At 73.0% G+C, this 16,884-nt stretch carries 20 protein-coding genes; 6 read left to right on the top strand and 14 right to left on the bottom strand.

From position 1 onward, the window contains the following. Window positions 1–391: 391 nt before the first annotated feature. The 5 genes from ACIA77_RS15525 to ACIA77_RS15545 all read right to left on the bottom strand — a co-directional run bounded on the left by ACIA77_RS15525 (window position 392) and on the right by ACIA77_RS15545 (window position 4,185). Window positions 392–829, bottom strand: a complete 438-nt coding sequence (locus ACIA77_RS15525; RefSeq protein ID WP_395886524.1) for a hypothetical protein — start codon at window positions 827–829, stop codon at window positions 392–394. Next, a complete protein-coding gene (locus tag ACIA77_RS15530; protein WP_395886670.1) occupies window positions 826–1,962 on the bottom strand; it encodes a molybdopterin-dependent oxidoreductase in 1,137 nt (378 codons plus the stop codon). Before ACIA77_RS15530 ends, ACIA77_RS15525 begins: the two co-directional genes overlap by 4 nt. A 257-nt stretch (window positions 1,963–2,219) precedes the next feature. Continuing rightward, entirely contained in the window at window positions 2,220–2,849 is a 630-nt protein-coding gene (locus ACIA77_RS15535; RefSeq protein ID WP_395886525.1) for a methyltransferase domain-containing protein, read from the bottom strand. Continuing rightward, window positions 2,846–3,529: a DUF2064 domain-containing protein gene (locus ACIA77_RS15540; protein ID WP_395886526.1), complete on the bottom strand. Its 684-nt coding sequence runs from the start codon at window positions 3,527–3,529 to the stop codon at window positions 2,846–2,848. The genes ACIA77_RS15535 and ACIA77_RS15540 overlap by 4 nt, the downstream gene beginning before the upstream one ends. Then, window positions 3,526–4,185 carry a glycosyltransferase family 2 protein gene (locus ACIA77_RS15545; RefSeq protein ID WP_395886527.1) on the bottom strand — a complete coding sequence of 220 codons (660 nt, stop codon included), beginning with the start codon at window positions 4,183–4,185 and terminating at the stop codon, window positions 3,526–3,528. The genes ACIA77_RS15540 and ACIA77_RS15545 overlap by 4 nt, the downstream gene beginning before the upstream one ends. 143 nt (window positions 4,186–4,328) lie before the next feature. Between ACIA77_RS15545 and ACIA77_RS15550 the strand changes: the two genes are divergently transcribed. From ACIA77_RS15550 to ACIA77_RS15565, 4 genes are all read left to right on the top strand, one after another. Further along, window positions 4,329–5,726: a hypothetical protein gene (locus tag ACIA77_RS15550; protein ID WP_395886528.1), complete on the top strand. Its 1,398-nt coding sequence runs from the start codon at window positions 4,329–4,331 to the stop codon at window positions 5,724–5,726. Between the two features lie 8 nt (window positions 5,727–5,734). Next, on the top strand, window positions 5,735–6,433 hold the full coding sequence (locus ACIA77_RS15555) for a response regulator transcription factor (protein WP_395886529.1): 699 nt from the start codon (window positions 5,735–5,737) through the stop codon (window positions 6,431–6,433). Further along, complete coding sequence (locus ACIA77_RS15560) at window positions 6,433–7,488, top strand: sensor histidine kinase (RefSeq protein ID WP_395886671.1); 1,056 nt, start codon at window positions 6,433–6,435, stop codon at window positions 7,486–7,488. The genes ACIA77_RS15555 and ACIA77_RS15560 overlap by 1 nt, the downstream gene beginning before the upstream one ends. 189 nt (window positions 7,489–7,677) lie before the next feature. Then, the gene (locus tag ACIA77_RS15565) at window positions 7,678–8,487 is read left to right on the top strand and encodes an esterase/lipase family protein (RefSeq protein WP_395886530.1); all 810 of its coding nucleotides are present in this window, start codon (window positions 7,678–7,680) and stop codon (window positions 8,485–8,487) included. On the opposite strand, the gene ACIA77_RS15570 is transcribed toward ACIA77_RS15565, so the two are convergent. The 5 genes from ACIA77_RS15570 to ACIA77_RS15590 all read right to left on the bottom strand — a co-directional run bounded on the left by ACIA77_RS15570 (window position 8,477) and on the right by ACIA77_RS15590 (window position 13,374). After that, window positions 8,477–9,313, bottom strand: coding sequence for an ABC transporter permease (locus ACIA77_RS15570; RefSeq protein WP_395886531.1), 837 nt, complete (start codon window positions 9,311–9,313; stop codon window positions 8,477–8,479). The genes ACIA77_RS15565 and ACIA77_RS15570 overlap by 11 nt on opposite strands. Continuing rightward, on the bottom strand, window positions 9,310–10,218 hold the full coding sequence (locus tag ACIA77_RS15575; protein WP_395886532.1) for an ABC transporter ATP-binding protein: 909 nt from the start codon (window positions 10,216–10,218) through the stop codon (window positions 9,310–9,312). The genes ACIA77_RS15570 and ACIA77_RS15575 overlap by 4 nt, the downstream gene beginning before the upstream one ends. Further along, complete coding sequence (locus ACIA77_RS15580; protein WP_395886672.1) at window positions 10,215–11,327, bottom strand: hypothetical protein; 1,113 nt, start codon at window positions 11,325–11,327, stop codon at window positions 10,215–10,217. Before ACIA77_RS15580 ends, ACIA77_RS15575 begins: the two co-directional genes overlap by 4 nt. Before the next feature lie 94 nt (window positions 11,328–11,421). Continuing rightward, window positions 11,422–12,261 (bottom strand): MBL fold metallo-hydrolase, encoded by an 840-nt coding sequence (locus ACIA77_RS15585; protein WP_395886533.1) that lies wholly within the window; start codon window positions 12,259–12,261, stop codon window positions 11,422–11,424. Window positions 12,262–12,315: 54 nt separating this feature from the next. After that, on the bottom strand, window positions 12,316–13,374 hold the full coding sequence (locus ACIA77_RS15590) for an NAD-dependent epimerase/dehydratase family protein (protein WP_395886534.1): 1,059 nt from the start codon (window positions 13,372–13,374) through the stop codon (window positions 12,316–12,318). Between the two features lie 124 nt (window positions 13,375–13,498). On the opposite strand from ACIA77_RS15590, the gene ACIA77_RS15595 reads away from it, so the two are divergent. After that, window positions 13,499–13,999 carry a molybdenum cofactor biosynthesis protein B gene (locus ACIA77_RS15595; RefSeq protein ID WP_020664649.1) on the top strand — a complete coding sequence of 167 codons (501 nt, stop codon included), beginning with the start codon at window positions 13,499–13,501 and terminating at the stop codon, window positions 13,997–13,999. A gap of 417 nt (window positions 14,000–14,416) precedes the next feature. Further along, window positions 14,417–14,596 (top strand): hypothetical protein, encoded by a 180-nt coding sequence (locus ACIA77_RS15600; protein ID WP_395886535.1) that lies wholly within the window; start codon window positions 14,417–14,419, stop codon window positions 14,594–14,596. 4 nt (window positions 14,597–14,600) lie between these two features. Here the strand turns inward: ACIA77_RS15600 and mscL are convergent, their stop codons facing one another. From mscL to ACIA77_RS15620, 4 genes are all read right to left on the bottom strand, one after another. Further along, the gene (gene mscL, locus ACIA77_RS15605; protein ID WP_395886536.1) at window positions 14,601–15,035 is read right to left on the bottom strand and encodes a large-conductance mechanosensitive channel protein MscL; all 435 of its coding nucleotides are present in this window, start codon (window positions 15,033–15,035) and stop codon (window positions 14,601–14,603) included. 78 nt (window positions 15,036–15,113) lie between these two features. Continuing rightward, window positions 15,114–15,761, bottom strand: a complete 648-nt coding sequence (locus tag ACIA77_RS15610) for an SAF domain-containing protein (protein ID WP_395886537.1) — start codon at window positions 15,759–15,761, stop codon at window positions 15,114–15,116. Between the two features lie 129 nt (window positions 15,762–15,890). Further along, entirely contained in the window at window positions 15,891–16,202 is a 312-nt protein-coding gene (locus ACIA77_RS15615) for an FmdB family zinc ribbon protein (RefSeq protein ID WP_395886538.1), read from the bottom strand. 88 nt (window positions 16,203–16,290) lie between these two features. After that, a complete protein-coding gene (locus ACIA77_RS15620; protein WP_395886539.1) occupies window positions 16,291–16,884 on the bottom strand; it encodes a 5-formyltetrahydrofolate cyclo-ligase in 594 nt (197 codons plus the stop codon).

Here is a 16,884-nt window from a genome sequence, read left to right on the forward strand (position 1 = left end):
GGTCGCGCGTGGTTGTGTTTCCCCCGTCTTTCCGGCTCGGCGCCGCTGTGACCAGGTGCTTTGGCGGGTAAGGAAAAAATGTGGGGAATTGATGTTTGGGGCGGGTTGCCGGTGGGCACCTCACCGCGCACGGAGGCCTCTCCGTACCGAGTCGGAGGCGGTACGGGGAGGCTTCCGGCTTGCCCGCACACGGTTTCCGGCGCGCGACGAAGCCGATTCCGGTGTGCCCGAACGGGTGCGCGCCCGCTGCCATCGTCATTCGCCTGCGCCGCAGGCGGTGCGCGACGGCCTGCGGCGTTGTGTCCGCTGACAGGTGAAGGCCTCTCCGCACCGAATCGGTGCAGAGAAGCCCTCGGGCGGGCAGGGCGGTGGCGCGCGCCCTGCCCTGGTCTCAGGAAGCGTTCTTCCGTGGTACCCGGGAACGGGCGAAGGTCCGGACCACGCCGGTGAGCACCACGACGGCCCACACCGCGGCGAGGGTGAGCAGCAGGCCGAGCCACGTGTTGCCGTCGTGCAGCCCCGGTTTCGGCGCGACGCCGTAGGTCCGCCACAGCAGCGGGAACGCGAGGAACCCCAGCACGGCCGTCGCGACCGCGCCCACCTGCACCGGCGCCCGCCACGGCGTCGGCAGCACCCGCGACAGCAGCAATCCGAGCACGCCCGCGACGGGCGCGAACACGGCGTCGTTCACGATCGGGCCGCCGCCGAACCACAAGACGGTTTTGAGGCTGTCGGGCCACGCCGGCGCGGCGTATTCGAGGAACAGGGAAACGCCGAAGCCCAGCGCCGCCAGGCCCACCAGCGCGAGCACGATCCGGATGAGTTTCACAGCACCTCCAGCTTCTCGACCCACTTCGTCTGCAGCACGCCCGGACGGCTCGGCGCGATCACCCGGCACGGGTAACCGTGGTCGACGTCGAGCACTTCGCCGTTGAGCTCCAGCGCGAGCAGCGTCAGGTCGTCGGCCGTGTGCTCGCCCGGCAGCGTGCTGGCGCCGTAGAGCCCGGTCTTGTCGAGCGACGACACCCGCACGTCGACGCCCGGCCGGCTGCCGGCCGCGCGAAGCAGCGTCGGGAAGGAGATCCCGCGCCACGACGCCATCTGGCTCCAGCCTTCGACACACGCGATCGGCAGGTCCGCACTCGTCTGCGGCAACGCGCGCAGCTGCGCCAGCGTGAACTGCTTCGTCCCATCGGGCGTCACCACCGACAGCCGCCAGTTCGGGTCCACGGCGGTCCGCGTGACGTGGGCCGCGACGGCCGTGCGGTTCACCGGCAGCTTCTGCGAGCCATTGTCCGTCTTCCACGACAGCCCGGAGACGTTCTTCAGCCACGGCACGGTCGCACCCGCGGTCGACAGCACCGCCACGCCCGTCACGACCCACGTCGTCCGCAGGAAACCCCGCCGCGACAAGCCTTCCACCGGCGGCTGCTCCGGTGCGGGCCGCGTCTCGCGCGTCAGCGCCCGCCGCACGATCGGCAGCTTGACCGCGACGTGCACCACCACCGACCCGATCGCCACCCACGCCACCGCGTAGTGCACCTGCGGGAAGTAGAAGTTCCACGGGTAGTTCTGCGCCGTGTTGAGCAGCCCGGAGCTGAGCTCGAAGAACGCCGAGCCCGAGAGCACCAGGATCGACAGCCGCTCCAGCGCGTGCGGCAGCGACTTCACCAGCGGCCGCTCGAACAGCTTGGGGAACACGCTCCACAGCTTCGCCAGCAACAGCGGGATCGCGGCGATGCCGGAGATCACGTGCGCGCCCTGCGTCACCCGGTACAGCCAGATCGGGCGGCTCGGCCAGAAGAACCAGTCCGTCGGGTGCTGGATCAGGTGGCTGAGCAGGCCCGTGACGAAGCAGATCACGAAGGCCAGCCCCAGCAACGCGCCGATCCGCGCCGTCACGCGTTCGCCGTGCGCGCCGCCCTTGAACTGCTCCTCGCGCGGGATCGGCAGCTTCTCGATGTGCTCGTCGACCCGGGCCTTCGCCTCGTCGGCGCGCGACTTCGCGTGCGCGACGCCCGCCCTCGCCTGCGCGGCTCGCTCACCGAACTGCTGCTGTGCCGCGGACACGCGCGCGTCGAACCGCCGCCACGCACCCGTGAGACGTTTCCCGCGCGGGTTTTCCTCGGGCCAGTCCTCGGTACCGACCGAACCCTCCACGTCTGCCACGGCCGGGTCCTGCGCGGACGGCCGGTCTTTGCGGGCTTCCCTGTCCTCGGTCATCGGCGCTCCAGTCGTGCGAACCAGCGGTGGCCCCGGCTCGTGGTCCAGTCCACGCGGAACCCGGACCGCATGGCGACTTCCGCCACGGCGTCGGCCCCGACCCACGCCCAGCCGAACCACGGGCCGGCGTCCCCGGAAAGCACCCGCACGGCCTCGCGCCGCAGCCCGTGCCCCGGCGCCTCCACCTCCACCAGTACGTCGCCGTCCGGCGAGATCAGCTCCTGGACCCGGTCCAGCAGCACGACCGGATCGCCGCCGATGCCGATGTTCCCGTCCGCCAGCAGCGCGTGGTGCCAGCGCCCTTCACCCGGCAGCGGCTGGAAGACGTCCCGCCGCAGCGCCGCGGCGCCACGCTCCTGCGTCAGCCGCACTGCGGTCGGCGAGCTGTCGACGCCCAGCGCCACCACTCCGCGCCGCGCCAGCGCCGCCGTGAGCCGGCCGGGGCCGCAGCCGATGTCGAGCGTCGGCCCGTCGCACCCGTCGAGCAGCACAGCGTCGCCCTGGCCGCACCCGTCGGTCCAGCGCTCGACGGGCAGGTCGATCCGGTCGCCGTTCGCCAGTTCGAGCGAGCAGCGCTGACCGAGCAGCCCGCGGTCGAACTCCCTGCCGGTAGCGAGTCTTCTCACGCCACGTCCCGCCCTTCGACCGCGCGGACGGCGGTCGCGAACCGCCCGTGCGGCGCTTCGGCGGCGACTCGCACGGCGTCGGCGATGGTGTCCACATCGGATAGCCGAGCCGCGGGTCCCACGCCGAGCCCGGTCGCCGCGAGCGCCTGCCGCGTGCGCACTCCCGTGTCGTCCTGGGACATCGGGACTCCGGTCAGCACCTGCGCGTGGTGCGGGTCAGCGAGCCCGAGGCCCCACCAGCCGCCGTCTTCGGCCGGCCCCAGCACGGCGTCGTGCACTCCGCGAAGCACCGGTTCGATCGACGCGCCCAGCAGCTCCGGCGTGACCTGCGGCGTGTCCATGCCGATCTGCAGCACCGGCAGCCCGGCGTGCACCGCGGCGACGTCGGCGTGCGCGTTGGCCAGCCGCGCGCCGAAGTCCCAGCCGCGTTGGGCGATCACGGTCGTCCGCCGCAACGCGCGGCCGAGTTCCCCCGCGCTCGCGGCCGACCCGAGGTCCCCGGTCAGCGCGACCACCGGCACCGCTTCCGGCGTCGCGCACACCGCGTCGAGCGTGTCCAGCAACGCGGCCGCGGCGATGTCCGCCGCCTGCGCGGCCGTCGCGGGCGGACAAAGCCGCGTTTTGGCGAAGCCGGGCACGGGCGCCTTCGCCACCACCAGCAGGCAGAACCGCGCCGTCATCGGGCCAGCACCCGCCCGAAGTCGCGGACCGCGCGCAGCGTGCCCCGCACCGACCCCGACACCTTCGACTTCGTGCCCTTCGCGCGTTCGCCGTAGCGCACGTCGAACTCCCGCACCCGCCAGCCGGCGCGCTGCGCCCGGATCAGCAGCTCGAGCGGATAGCCGAACGCGCGGTCGGTGATCCCCAAGCGCAGCAACGCTTCCCGCCGCGCCGCCCGCAACGGCGCGATGTCGCGCACCGGCAACCCGCGGCTGCGCAGCAGTACCGACAACACGGCATTGCCGGCCCGCGCGTGCCACGGCCACACGCCCGGCCCCGTCGGAACCCGCCGCCCCACGGCCAGGTCGGCGCCCTCTTCCACCGCGGCCACGAGTCGCGGGAGATCACCGAGGTCGAGGGACCCGTCCGCGTCGGCGAAGCACACGACGTCCGCCGTCGCCGCCTCGAGCCCGGTGTGCACGGCGGCGCCGTACCCGCGCCGGGGTTCGTCCACCACCTTCGCGCCGAGGGCGGCCGCCACTTCGGGGGAACCGTCGGACGAACCGTTGTCCACCACGATGGCGCGGTATCCCGGCGGCAAGGCGGCCAGCACGCCCGGTAGCGCCCCCGCCTCGTCGAGGCACGGGAGCACGACGTCTACCTGAAGATCGCTCACCCCGCGTACGGTAGGTCTGTAAAGGACGGTCGAGAACCCTTGCGCGGCTTACCGAAATCTGACGTCGGTCCAGTTCTTACCGACTTCTCACGGCTGCCCGTTCCCACCCGCGAAACGCCTGGTCCGGAGTTATCGTGCGGACGATGAGCGAGTCGACGACGGCTGCCCGGCTCGCCGAGCCGCCCGCGCCTGCCCCCGCCCCGCCCCGCCTGCGGGGCGATCTGATCGCGGTCGGCGCCACCCTCGTGCTCGTCGCCACGGCGAGCGCCGTCGGCCTGTACTACAACCGGCCGGGCTCCGGCGTGGTGATCTACGCGTTCGCCCCGCCGATCTTCGCCCACTGGCTGCCCCACGTGGGCCCGGGCTCGGTGTTCGCCGTGCTGGTCGCGGCGGCCGTGGTCCTGTGGGGCCCCGCCGTCGCGACCCGGCTGCCCTGGCGACGGGCCCTTGCCGCCGGGTATGCGACCGCACTCGCCTGGATCTTCTCCCTGGCGATGGTCGACGGCTGGTCGCGCGGCTTCACCGGCCGGCTCACCACACCCCAGGAGTACCTCCACGAGGTCCCCGGGATCACCGACATCCCGCGGTTCCTGCGCGAGTTCTCCTCCCGGATCCTCGACTTCCAGCCGAACTCCTGGACCACCCACGTCTCCGGCCACCCACCGGGCGCGACGCTCGTGTTCGTCTGGCTCGACCACCTCGGCCTCCGCGGTGGCGCGTGGGCGTCGACCGCCGTCGTTCTGGTCGCCGCGCTGGTCGCGGTGGCGGTGCCGGCCACGGTCGCGCTGCTCGGCCGGGAGGACGCTGCTCGCGTCGTCCTCCCGTTCGCCGTCCTCAGCCCCGGTGCCGTCTGGCTGGGCGTCTCCGCCGACGGCCTCTTCGCCGGCGTCACGGCCACCGGCGTCGCCCTGCTCGCCCTGGCCGCCGCCGGCTTCGGCGCAGGCCGCCGGTACGCCGTGCCCACCGCCCTCGCCGCGGGCGTGCTGCTCGGTTACGGCGCGTTCCTCTCGTACGGCCTCGTGCTGCTCGGTCTCGTCGCCCTCGCCGCCGCGGTGCTCGGCCGGCAGTGGCGGGCCGCCGCCCTCGCCGTGGTCGGTGCCCTCGCCGTCGTGGCGGCGTTCGCGCTGGCCGGGTTCTGGTGGCTCGACGGCTACCACCTCGTCGTCGAGCGCTACTACCAGGGCGTCGCCGCGGTTCGGCCATACTCGTACTGGGTGTGGGCCGACCTCGCCGCGGTCGCCGTCGCGGCCGGCCCGGCCGTGGTTGCCGCCGCCCGCCGGGGCGTGGCCGGGGCGGTCCGGGACCGGCGCGGCCTGCTGCGCGACCCGGTGCTGCTCCTCGGTGTCGCCGCCGTGGTGACGATCGTGTTCGCCGACGTGTCCGGCCTGTCGAAGGCGGAGGTCGAACGGATCTGGCTACCGTTCGGCGCGTGGCTGCTGCCGATGACGGCGCTGCTGCCCGCGCCGGGCCGCCGCTGGTGGCTCGCCGCGCAAGCGGCGACGGCGCTGGTGGTCAACCACCTTCTGCTGACGAGCTGGTGAGGAGAGGCATGGAGGACCAAGCCGGACGGGTGCTCGTGGTCGACGACGACGAGACGGTGCGCGACGTCGTCCGCCGCTACCTGGAGGTCGCCGGCTTCACCGTCGACGTCGCCGGTGACGGCGCCGCGGGGCTCGCGCTGTTCGCCGAACGAACCCCCGATCTCGTGGTGCTCGACGTGATGATGCCCGGCCTCAACGGGCTCGAGGTGTGCCGCCGGCTGCGGCAGATGAGCCAGGTGCCGATCGTGATGCTCACGGCTCTCGGCGAGGAGGAAAACCGCATCGCCGGCCTGCAGCTCGGCGCCGACGACTACGTCACGAAACCCTTCAGCCCCAAGGAGCTCGCGCTGCGCGTGGCGTCCGTGCTGCGCCGCGCCCGCATGCCGCGCCCGCAACCGCCCGCCGCCGAGCTCGTCGACGGCGACCTGCGCCTGCAGATGAGCGCCCGCCAGGCCACCCTCGGCGGCGCCGAACTCCCGCTCACCACTCGCGAATTCGACCTGCTCGCGTTCTTCCTCGGTCACCCCGGCGTGGCGTTCTCCCGCGCCGACCTGCTCGAGCGGGTGTGGGGCTGGGACTTCGGCGACCAGTCCACGGTGACCGTCCACGTGCGACGGTTGCGCGAAAAGATCGAACGCGACCCGGCCAAGCCGACGCGGGTCGCGACCGTGTGGGGCGTCGGCTACCGCTACGACCGGGAGCAATGATGATCGACGCCGGCGATTCCGCGTGGGAGATGTTCACCCACATCCTGCACATCCTGCCGTTCGCGCTGCTGTTCGCGCTGCCGGTGGCGGGGCTGGGCGGGCTCGCGCTCTACCTGCTGCGCCGGCGTTCGCTCGCCACCACCATGACGGTGCTCGTGCTCACCCCGGTCGTGGCGCTGCTCGTCGGCGTCCTCGGCATCAGTGGCTTCATGTTCACGCCGGCCCTGATGACGGAGCTGCTCGTCTGCCTGCTCGTCGCCCTCGTGACGGTGCCGGCCGCGATCGTGCTGGGCCGCATGATCGCGCGCCGCAGTGTGTGGGAGCGCGAGGCGCGCGACCGCGAACGCGCCGCGGAGGCCTCCCGGCGCGAGCTCGTCGCCTGGATCAGCCACGACCTGCGCAGCCCGCTCGCCGGCATCCAGGCCATGGCCGAGGCTCTCGCCGACGGCGTCGTTTCCGAACGCCACGAGGTCGCCGACTACGCCCAGCGCATCGGCAGCGAGACCACCCGGCTCTCCGGCATGGTCGGGGACTTGTTCGAGCTCTCCCGCATCACCGCCGGGGCGCTGGAGCTGACCATGTCGGCCGTTCCGCTGCGCGACGTGGTGAGCGACGCCGTCGCCGCGCAGTCGCCCGTGGCCGAGCGCAAACGCGTGCGCGTGCTGGAGAACGCGGAGGCGTGGCCCGTCGTTTCGGGCAGCGACCCGGAGCTCGCGCGGATCGTGCGCAACCTCGTCTCGAACGCCATCCGCCACACCCCGCCCGACGGCACCGTCGCCGTCCAGCTCGGCATCGACGGCGACCAGGCCCTCCTCGCCGTCGACGACTCCTGCGGCGGCATCCCCGACGACGAGATCGGCCGCGTCTTCGACGTCGCCTTCCGCGGCACCCAGGCCCGCACTCCCGACCGCTCCGGCACCACCGCCGGCGGCGGCCTGGGGCTCGCCATCGCCAAGGGGCTCGTCGAGGCGCACCGCGGCCACATCGGCGTCCAGAACCACGGCCCGGGCTGCCGCTTCGAAGTCCGACTGCCGCTGTCGACGGTCGGCGTCTGACGGACTGGGCTCACCGGCCCGCCGGGTCGAAGCCGTGCTCGGGGCCGAGTTCGGCGACTGTCGGCGGGCTGGTGGCCGCCGGGCCGGTTCGCTGGTGCGCCGGCTGACACCGCCCGTCGCGGCGCCAGGCAGGCTGATCGATCCCGGCGCTCACAGCCACCTCGCGAAGATCCCGGCATCATGGAGGTCGTGAGCTTTTCCGCTTGGCTGCGTGGCTTCAGCCCCCGCCGGCGCCTGCTGCTCGCCGCGTCCGCGCTGGTGGTGGTCGCCGCCGCGGTGGCCGCGGTCGTGGTCGCCACCGCCGGCGGCAGCGGCGCACCCCGCTCGGGCGCACCCGCACAGGACCAGCCCGGGCCCGTGCTGCTCATCCCCGGCTACGGCGGCAGCCAGGACTCGCTCGAACAGCTCGCCTCCGTCATCCGCGCCCGCACCGGCCGCGAAGCCGACGTCCTCACCCTCGCCGGAGACGGGACCGGTGACCTCCAGCAACAGGTGGGGGTGCTGACCACTGCCGTTGACCAGGCCTACCGCGACGGCGCGCCGTCCGTGGACGTGATCGGTTACTCGGCCGGCGGCGTGGTCGCCCGCTTGTGGGTCGCGCAGGAGGGCGGCGAGCACCAGGCCCGGCGCGTGATCACGCTCGGCGCCCCGCTGCACGGCACCACTCTCGCGGCGACGGGCGCGCAGCTGGCGCCCAGCGCCTGCCCGGTGGCGTGTCAGCAGCTCGTGCCCGGCAGCGCGCTCGTGCGCCGGCTCGGCCCGGTCCCGGAGGGGCTGCCGTGGCTGTCGCTGTGGACACGGCTCGACCAGACCGTGGTGCCGCCGGAATCGGCCCGGCTCGAGGGCGCGGTGAACGTGCCCCTCCAGCAGGTCTGCCCGCAGGACCGCGCCGCGCACGGCGACTTGCCCACCGACCCCGCCGTGACCGGCCTCGTGCTCCAGGCGCTCGGCACCGAGCCGTTGCGCGCGCCGACGGGGTGTCCCGCGGTCAGTTCGTGATGTCCTTCGTCGCGAAGTTCGCCCATGCCGCCCCGAAGAACACCACGATGTACCCGGCCTGGAGCAGCAGGCCGTGGTCGATGTTGCGCCACAGCACGGGATCGCGGAAGAAGTCGAGCCACGACAGCCAGTAGTGCGTCGGCAGGAACGGCTTCACCGGCGCCGCCGCGTCGAGCGTTTGCAGCACCGAGCTGGTGATCAGCACGGCCAGCCCGCCCAGCGCCGCCCCGATCGCCGAATCGGTGACCGTCGACAGGAACAGCGTGATCGCCGCGAAGCCCACCATCGACAGCACCACGTACAGCACCGCGCCCAGCAGCCGGAGCACCAGCGACGACGAAGACAGCTGCACACCCGACAGCGACACCGCCGGAGCCGGCGCCCCACCGGCGGCGCCCGGCGCGGCGCCCGTGCCGAACAGCAGTACCCCGATGACGAGCGACGTCAGCACCACGACCACGATCGCGAGCGTCACGTACACGGCCACCGACACGAGCTTCGCCGTCAGCAGCCGCGTGCGGCCCACCGGCCGGATGAGCAGGTACCGCAACGTGCCCGTCGACGCGTCGCCCGCCACCGCGTCGCCCGCGGTCACCGCCACCGCGATCGGCAGGAACAGCGGCAGCACCAGCGCGAGCGCCGCCGCGGGGTAGAGCGTGCCGTCACCGACGACCGCGCTGAGGAACGCCCCGCCCTGCCCCGGCGGCGGCGCGAAGTCCGCCGTCGCCAGGAACACCGCGACGATCGCGGGCAGCAGGCACAGCAGCAGCATGCTCAGCCACGTCCGGGGACGCAGCACCAGCTTGCGCAGCTCGACGCGGATCACCGGACCTCCCCGAAGCTGTCGGAGCCGGGCCCCGTGACGTCCAGCACCACGTCCTCCAGCGTCCGCCGCTGCACCGCGAGCTCCCGCACCCGCACGCGCCCGGCCACGAGCTGCTCGTTCAGCGCGGTGACGTCGTCGTGCCGGATCACCAGCCGGTCGCCTTCCCGCTGCTCCACCCGCCCGTCGAGCAGGGCGACGGCCGTGCCCGGGTCCGGCGTGGTGAGCAGCACCCGGCCGGTCACGGCCCGCAGGGCCGCCAGCTCGTCCTGCAGCACGAGCTTCCCGCGATCGACGATGCCCACCCGTGTGCACAGCTGTTCCACCTCGGCGAGCAGGTGGCTGGAGAGGAACACCGTGGTCCCGTCGCGGTTGAGGTCCACGAGCAGCTCCCGGATCTCCTTGATGCCCTGCGGGTCGAGCCCGTTGGTCGGCTCGTCGAGCACGAGCAGGCGAGGCTTGTTGAGCAGCGCGGCCGCGAGGCCCAGCCGCTGGCGCATGCCCAGCGAGTAAGCCCGCACCGGGCGCTGGTCCACCTTCGCGAGCCCGACGCGCTCCAGCGCCTCCTCGATCCGGGCCCGCCGCGTCCGCCGCGCGCCGCGACCGGCGGCGTCGAACAGCGACAGGTTGCGCCGCCCCGACAGGTGCGGGTACGCGGCCGGGCCTTCGACGAGCGCCCCCAGCTCAGGCAGCGCCTCGCCGACGCGCTTCGGCACCGCTTTCCCGAGCACCTCGATCTCGCCGCTGCTGGGGTAGACGAGACCGAGCAGCATGCGCACCGTGGTGGTCTTGCCCGAGCCGTTCGGGCCGAGGAAGCCGTAGCGGTCGCCCTCGCGCACGTCCAGGTCGACGGCGTCCACGGCCAGCACCCGGCCGAACCGCTTCGTGAGGCTCCGCGTGGTGATCATCGGACCCTCCGCACGGGCTGGGCCAGTTCCGCGCCGGCGGCGGTGAGCACCGACGGCGCCACGGACCCGGCGAGCAAGTACGCCCGGCGCCCGAACTGCGGGCGCACGACCGCGAGCGACAACGGCGTGATGGACAGCTGCACGACCTCACCCGAACCCGGCCGGGTCGTCCGCGCACCGGCCTTCGTCGCCGCTTCCGCCAGCTCACCCCCGGCATCACGCGGCAGGGCGACCACCGCGAACGACGCCAGCCCCGTGCCGTACAGCGCGGCCCCGCGGATCCCGCCGAGCCGCGCGTCCCGCACCCGCCGGCCGTCGAGCGAGTCCGGCAGCCGCGCCCGCCCGAACGCCCCCAGCGCCTGCGCTAGGTCCGGCGCGCTCGTGACGCTGAACCCCGCGGCCGGCGCGGGTTTCGGCGGCGTGAGCACCGGGGCCGTCTGCTGGACTTCCTGGAATTCGCTGGTCACGATCGGCGCCTGCTGACCGCGAGCGGTGATCTCCACCTGGAGTGGCAGGCCCGTCGCCGGATCCGCCCACACGTCGACCCGCCCGATCGTGGTCGCCGGGTCGGCCGGCGTGATGCGCAGGCCCGACGCCGCCACCCCGGCGATCCGGCGGCCGGGCAGGGCACTCGCCGCGTCGCCCGGCGCCAGCCGCAGGATCCGTCGCGCCAGCTCCGGCGGCAGCAGGTCGCCGGCCCGCGGCAGCCGCACCGCGGGGTCACCGACGAGCTTCGTCAACATCGCCGCGCCGTAGTCCCAGGTGTATTCGGCGTCCGGGAACTTGTAGACGTCGCGCTCGCCCGCTGTGGTCAGCGTCGCCACGCGGTAGCGGTCCGGCGCCGCGTACCAGGCCCGCATCGAGGTGGTGCCGGCGAACAACGCGGTCAGCTCACCGAGGTTCGGCAGCTGCGGCAGCGCGAGCGAGCCGACGCTGCGCGCCACACCCTGGTACGGCGCCTTGTCCGACGCCAGCACGAGCGCCCGCAGGCGGCTCGCGTCGACGGTGCCCCCACGCGGCCCCAGCGCTCCCACCACCGACGGGATCGCCACCAGCACCGCGGCCACGGCCACGACGACCGCCCACCGGCCCAGCTTCGCGCGGCTCACGACCGACAAGGAGCACCACCTCCCCGTCCCTTTCTACGCTCGCTCACCGCGGGCAGGGGAGAACCGAAGTCTTACGGGCGTTCGCTTCGCTCGCTCACGACCCGACGGCCACGGCGTCCACCGGTTCGGCCACGCGATCGGCCGTGACGCGGAAGAACTGCAGACCGGGGAAGTGCGCGGGCGCGACGATCGTGTCGGTGCCCGCGACCTCACGCAGCCACCGCTGGCGCGTCAGCAGCGCCAGCGACGGATCGGTGTCGCTGACGAAGCGGATGTTCGAATCGCCCAGCTGCGCCGGTGTGTGGAGCACGTCGCCGAGCAGGAGGAGGCGGCGGCCGTCCGCGGTGATGTCGAGGACGTAGTGGCCCGGCGTGTGCCCGGGCGCGTGCCGCGCGGTGACGCCGGGCGCGATCTCGACGTCGCCGTGCAGCTCACGCAGGTGGCCGTGGCTGCGGACGGTCTCCAGCGCCATCCGCGTCCAGTCGTGGCGGCCGACCGGCTCGACGAGCGCGGCCCAGTCCTGCGCGCCGTAGAGCACCGTCGCGTTCGGGAAGTACGGCGTGCCCTGCGGCGCGATCCAGCCGACGTGGTCGGAGTGCAGGTGCGTGAGCACCACCGTGTCGACGTCGGCCGGCGAGCACCCGGCCTCGGCGAGCGCGACGGGCAGGCCGCCGCCCGCGCCCATGTCGCCGTCGTCAGGCTGCAGGCCTTCCGGGAACTCGATCTCCCGAGGGCCGAGTCCCGCGTCGACGAGAATCGTGCGGCCGCCGCCGCGGATCAGGAACGCGCCCGCGGGCACGTGCACCGTGCCGTCTTCCGCGAAGGCGTCCGGGTGTCTGCGTGCGTCGAGCCCCGGGAAGAACGGCGCCGGCAGCCGGACCAGTCCGTCGGCCAGCGCATGGATCTCGAAATTCCCCACCTCGATCGACCGCATGCACACGACCAAGATCCCCCCGCCCGCATTTAATTCCGGGAAGTGACCTTCGTCTCAAGCGTCGACGGGGGCCCGCAGCGGAGCCGTGGCGAACGAAGCGATCCCGTCCGCGAACGCCGTTTCCGCCCTGAACCCCAGCGTTTTCCGCGCCAGTGCGGGATCCGCGACCACGTGCCGCACGTCCGCCGGCCGCGCCCCGCCGACGATCCGCGGCGCCGGACCGCCGCACGCGCGCGCCAGCTCGCGCGCCAAGTCGCCCACGGTGTGCGGCTCGCCCGAGCAGACGTTGAGCGGCGTGAGGTCGCCGCGCGGTCCGTCCGCGCGCAGGGCCAGCACGTTCGCCCGCGCGACGTCGTGCACGTGGACGAAGTCCCGCTGCTGGCACCCGTCCTCCAGCACGGTGGGTGCTTCCCCGCGCTCGAGCGCCGACCGGAACAGCGACGCCACGCCTGCGTACGGAGTGTTCTGCGGCATCCGCGGTCCGTACACGTTGTGGTAGCGCAACGCCCACACGGTGCCCCCGGTTTGCCGCGCCCACGCGCCGGCCAAGTGCTCCTGCGCCAGTTTCGTTGCGGCGTAGGTACTTCTGGGCAGAAGCGGCGCACTTTCGGGCACGAGCTGCCATTCCAGCTCCGCGCCGCAGCCGCACGTAGGTTCGAACCGGCCGGCGTCCACATCGGACTGCCGTCGCGGCTCGGGCGGGACCACCCCGTGCCGAGGGCACGAGTAGCGCCCTTCGCCGTAGACCACCATCGACGACGCCAGCACGAGCTTCCGGATCCCGGCGGCGTGCATGGCGGCCAGCAGCACCGCCGTGCCGTAGTCGTTGTTGAGCGCGTACGACGGCGCGTCGGAGGGGTCCACGCCGTGCCCGACGACCGCGGCCTGGTGGCACACCGCGTCGACGCCGTCGAGCAGCTCGGCGACCTCGTCGGCGTTGGTGAGGTCGCCGCGCACGAACCGGTGGCGGCCGGTGTAGTCCGGCGGCGTCGGCGAAGCGTGGGCGGTGGACAGCAGCGTGTCCAGCACCACGACTTCGTCGCCGGCGTCGGCCAGCTGGTCGGCCACGTGGGACCCGATGAACCCGGCTCCGCCGGTGATCAGCACTCGCACATCGACGACGCTAAGGCGGGCGGGCACCGCCGCGCCCGTCCGATCCGGACCACGTCACCGAATCGTCAGGAATCACCCCTGCCCACGGCGGCGCGGGAAGGTCGTCACCGGATACGGTGTCGGCATGGAACGGAGCGCACAGCGGCTGGGCCGGGCCCTCGTGGTGATCGTGGACGACCGGGTCGCCCACGGCGAGCACGAAGACAACAGCGGACCGCTCGTCACCGAGCTGCTCGAAGAGGCCGGCTTCATCGTCGACGGCGTCGTCGTGGTCGAGGCCGAGACCGCCGGGATCCGCAACGCGCTCAACACCGCGGTCATCGGTGGCGCCGACCTCGTGATCACCGTCGGCGGCACGGGCGTCTCCCCGCGCGACCGCACCCCCGACGCCACGGCCGGTGTGCTCGACCGGCCCATCCCGGGCATCGGCGAAGCCCTGCGCGCCTCGGGCCTCGCCGCGGGCGCCGTCGACGCCGGCATCTCCCGCGGCCTGGCGGGCGTGTCCGGCAGCACGCTGGTGGTCAACCTCGCCGGCTCGCGCGCCGCCGTCCGCGACGGCATGGCCACGCTCTCGTCGCTCGTGCCCCACGTGATCGACGAGCTCTCGGGTCTCGAAGAGGTCTGAACCCCCTCGTTCCAGCGGTGGTCCGCCCTGACGGCTCCGCTCGCCGATCACCGCAGGTCCCAGGGCGCGAATCCCGGCCTGACTCCGGCGTGACCGCCCGACGTCCGCTCACTGGCAACGACCACCGCCCGAGAGCCGCTGATCGTTGTCCGACGGCCCGTACGCACGACGCTCGCCCCGCCCGTGGCGGCGGCCCGGCTCATCCGCGGAGCAGCCGCACTCAGTGATACTGCCGACGTCGGCACACTGGTCCACCCGCGAACAGCAGATCACGCCGGCGCACCGCGGAATTCCGACTGGGGCCCAGCCAGGCAGCGGCGAGACCGTTCACCGACCGGGGTGCGGGCTGCCCGCTCCGGGCAGCCTGAGTCGGCCATCTCTCTGCAATTGTCAATCAGCGGGTGGGACGATGGACCCATGTCCCGAGAACGACCCCGCCCCCGCGACGAGCCGGCCGAACAGGCCCGGCGCCGTCGCAGGGTCGACGAGGTGTTCGGCGACGTGCTGCCCGAGACGACCTCGGACGAGCGGGGCCTGACCGGCGACACCCCGGACTCCTGGTACCTGGAGAACCGGCCACCGCACCACGACCGCTGACGGCTCAGTCGTCGGAGCGGACGGCGGTGTTCGCCGGGCCGCTGCCGTTGGACTGGGCGCGCAGCAGGTCGCGGATCTCCTTGAGGAGCTCGACGTCCGTGGGCTCGGCCGGGCCGGCTTCCTCGCCGCGCTTGCGGCGCTCCTGGATGTGCTTCATCGGCAGCACGAACAGGAAGTAGACGATCGCGGCCACGATCACGAAGTTGATCGCCGCGTTGATCACGCCGCCGAAGTCCAGGAACGTCGAGTTGTTGGCGCTCAGGACGTTGAAGCCAAGGCCCTTCGCGGCATCGCTGCCGCCGATGGCGTTGATCAACGGTTTGATCAGGCCGTTGGTGAACGCCGTGACGATCGCGGTGAACGCGGCGCCGATGACGACCGCGACCGCGAGGTCCACGACGTTCCCGCGCATCAGGAAGTCCTTGAAGCCCTTGAGCATTTGCCACTCCTCGACATTCGGGGGACGGGCCGGCCGTCCGTTCGCGGACGTGCCATCGCCCATCGGAACAGGGACGGGTTAGCGGAGAGTAACCGTAACGGGTCGTTCCAGCGACGTCGCGGCGACCTCGGTGGCGACGCCCACGGGCAGCGCGAGCAGCACCAGCGGGCCCTTGTCCGGTGTGCTCAGCACCTGACCACCACCCTCGGGCCGGTGCACGGTCACCACCGTCGCGTCCCTGACCAGCGCAGAAGCGGTGTGGGTGGCATCCGGCGCAGCGACCACGTCGACGTGCTGACCCGGCCGCAGCAGCTCCGCGACGGCCGCGTCGGCGAGCCGGACGGCGACGGTGACCGAGCCGGATTCCCCCTCGGCGGGGAGGGCCGATCCCAGAAGGCGGACATCCGTCAGGGGCTCACCCGCCCGGGCAGCACCGGACAGCAGCCGTCCGACGGCCGCGTCGAGGCTTTCCAGCGCGCCCGCGGGCCGGACGTCGTCGGGCACGTCCGCCAGCCGGAGATCAGCGGCGCGCAGCACGGACCCCGCGGGCAGATCGCGGGCGGACACCACAGTCGCGGTGGCGGGTGCACCCCGGGCCGAACCCGGGTGCAGGAAGAGCAGAAGGCCCGACAGCAGCAAGGCCGCGGCCAGGAACCGGCGCACGAGTCGCGCGCGCCGGCCGTTCAGCCGGCGAAGATCGGGCAGGCGGCTGAGCAAGGTGTCCACGGTCGTCCCCTCATCGGTTCCCGTGCGGCGAGGTGCCGCACGAAACCGACGTTAGGGACGGTGGTGACCAGCGGAAAGCACGAATTCCGCGACCTGTGGACAACTACCCCCTTGTGGACAGCTCGGGGCTCAGGAGGCGGTGGAGGCCGTCGATGTCGTGGTCGAGGAGGAAGATGTCGACGAGGAGTCCGACTTCGTCTCGCTCTTCGTCTCGCTCTTGGTTTCCGACTTGGCCGGCGTCGCGGCCGTGCTCGACTTGGCCGAGTCGCGCGAGTCGTTGCGGTAGAACCCGCTGCCCTTGAAGACCACGCCGACCGAGCTGAAGACCTTGCGCAGCGGACCGGAGCACTGGGGGCAGACGGTCAGGCTGGCGTCGGAGAAGGACTGCACGGCTTCGAAGCGGTGGTCGCATTCCTTGCAGGCGTACTGGTACGTGGGCACAAGAGCTCCTTCATGGCTGGCACTCGTAATGCAAGAGTGCTAACCCAATTCTGCTGGACGGCATTCCCCGAGCGCAATTGCCCCCGGCTCACATCACTGCCGGAGAGGGGAACCACACGACGCCGTCCGGGGTCAGTGCCCCGCTCATCGGGACGTCGTGGGCCTCGCCCGGCAGGAGTTCCACCAGCTCCGAGGTCCTGACCACGGCCAGCAGGTCCGCTCCGCCCGCGACCAGCGAACGGTCGTAGTGACCGGCTCCCCGGCCGAGCCGCACCCCGCGGCGGTCGACGGCGAGCGCGGGCACGAGCACGACACCGGCCGAAGACACGGCGTCGATCCCCAGCCGCGGCCCCGACGGCTCGCGGATGCCGCGCAGCCGGCCGGGCACGAGCGTCGCCTCGCCCGTGTATTCGGCCCACTCGAGCGGTCCGACGACGTCCGGGATCACCGGCAGCAACACCCGCGAACCGGCGCTGACCAGCGCGTTCAGCAGGGCGACCGAACCCGGTTCGGTCTCGAACGGCACGTACGCGCACACCGTCGGAGCCGCCACGGACGCGGCCGCGGACGCCAGCGCGGCGGCCTCCTCCGCGTGCTCGGCAGGGGTCACCGCGGCGCGCGCCTGAAGAACCCGGTCGCGCCACTCCGCCTTGCTCAGGTGCTCATTGCCCGACGCCCGCAT

This window comes from Amycolatopsis sp. NPDC051903 (assembly GCF_044452505.1).
GTDB lineage: Bacteria > Actinomycetota > Actinomycetes > Mycobacteriales > Pseudonocardiaceae > Amycolatopsis.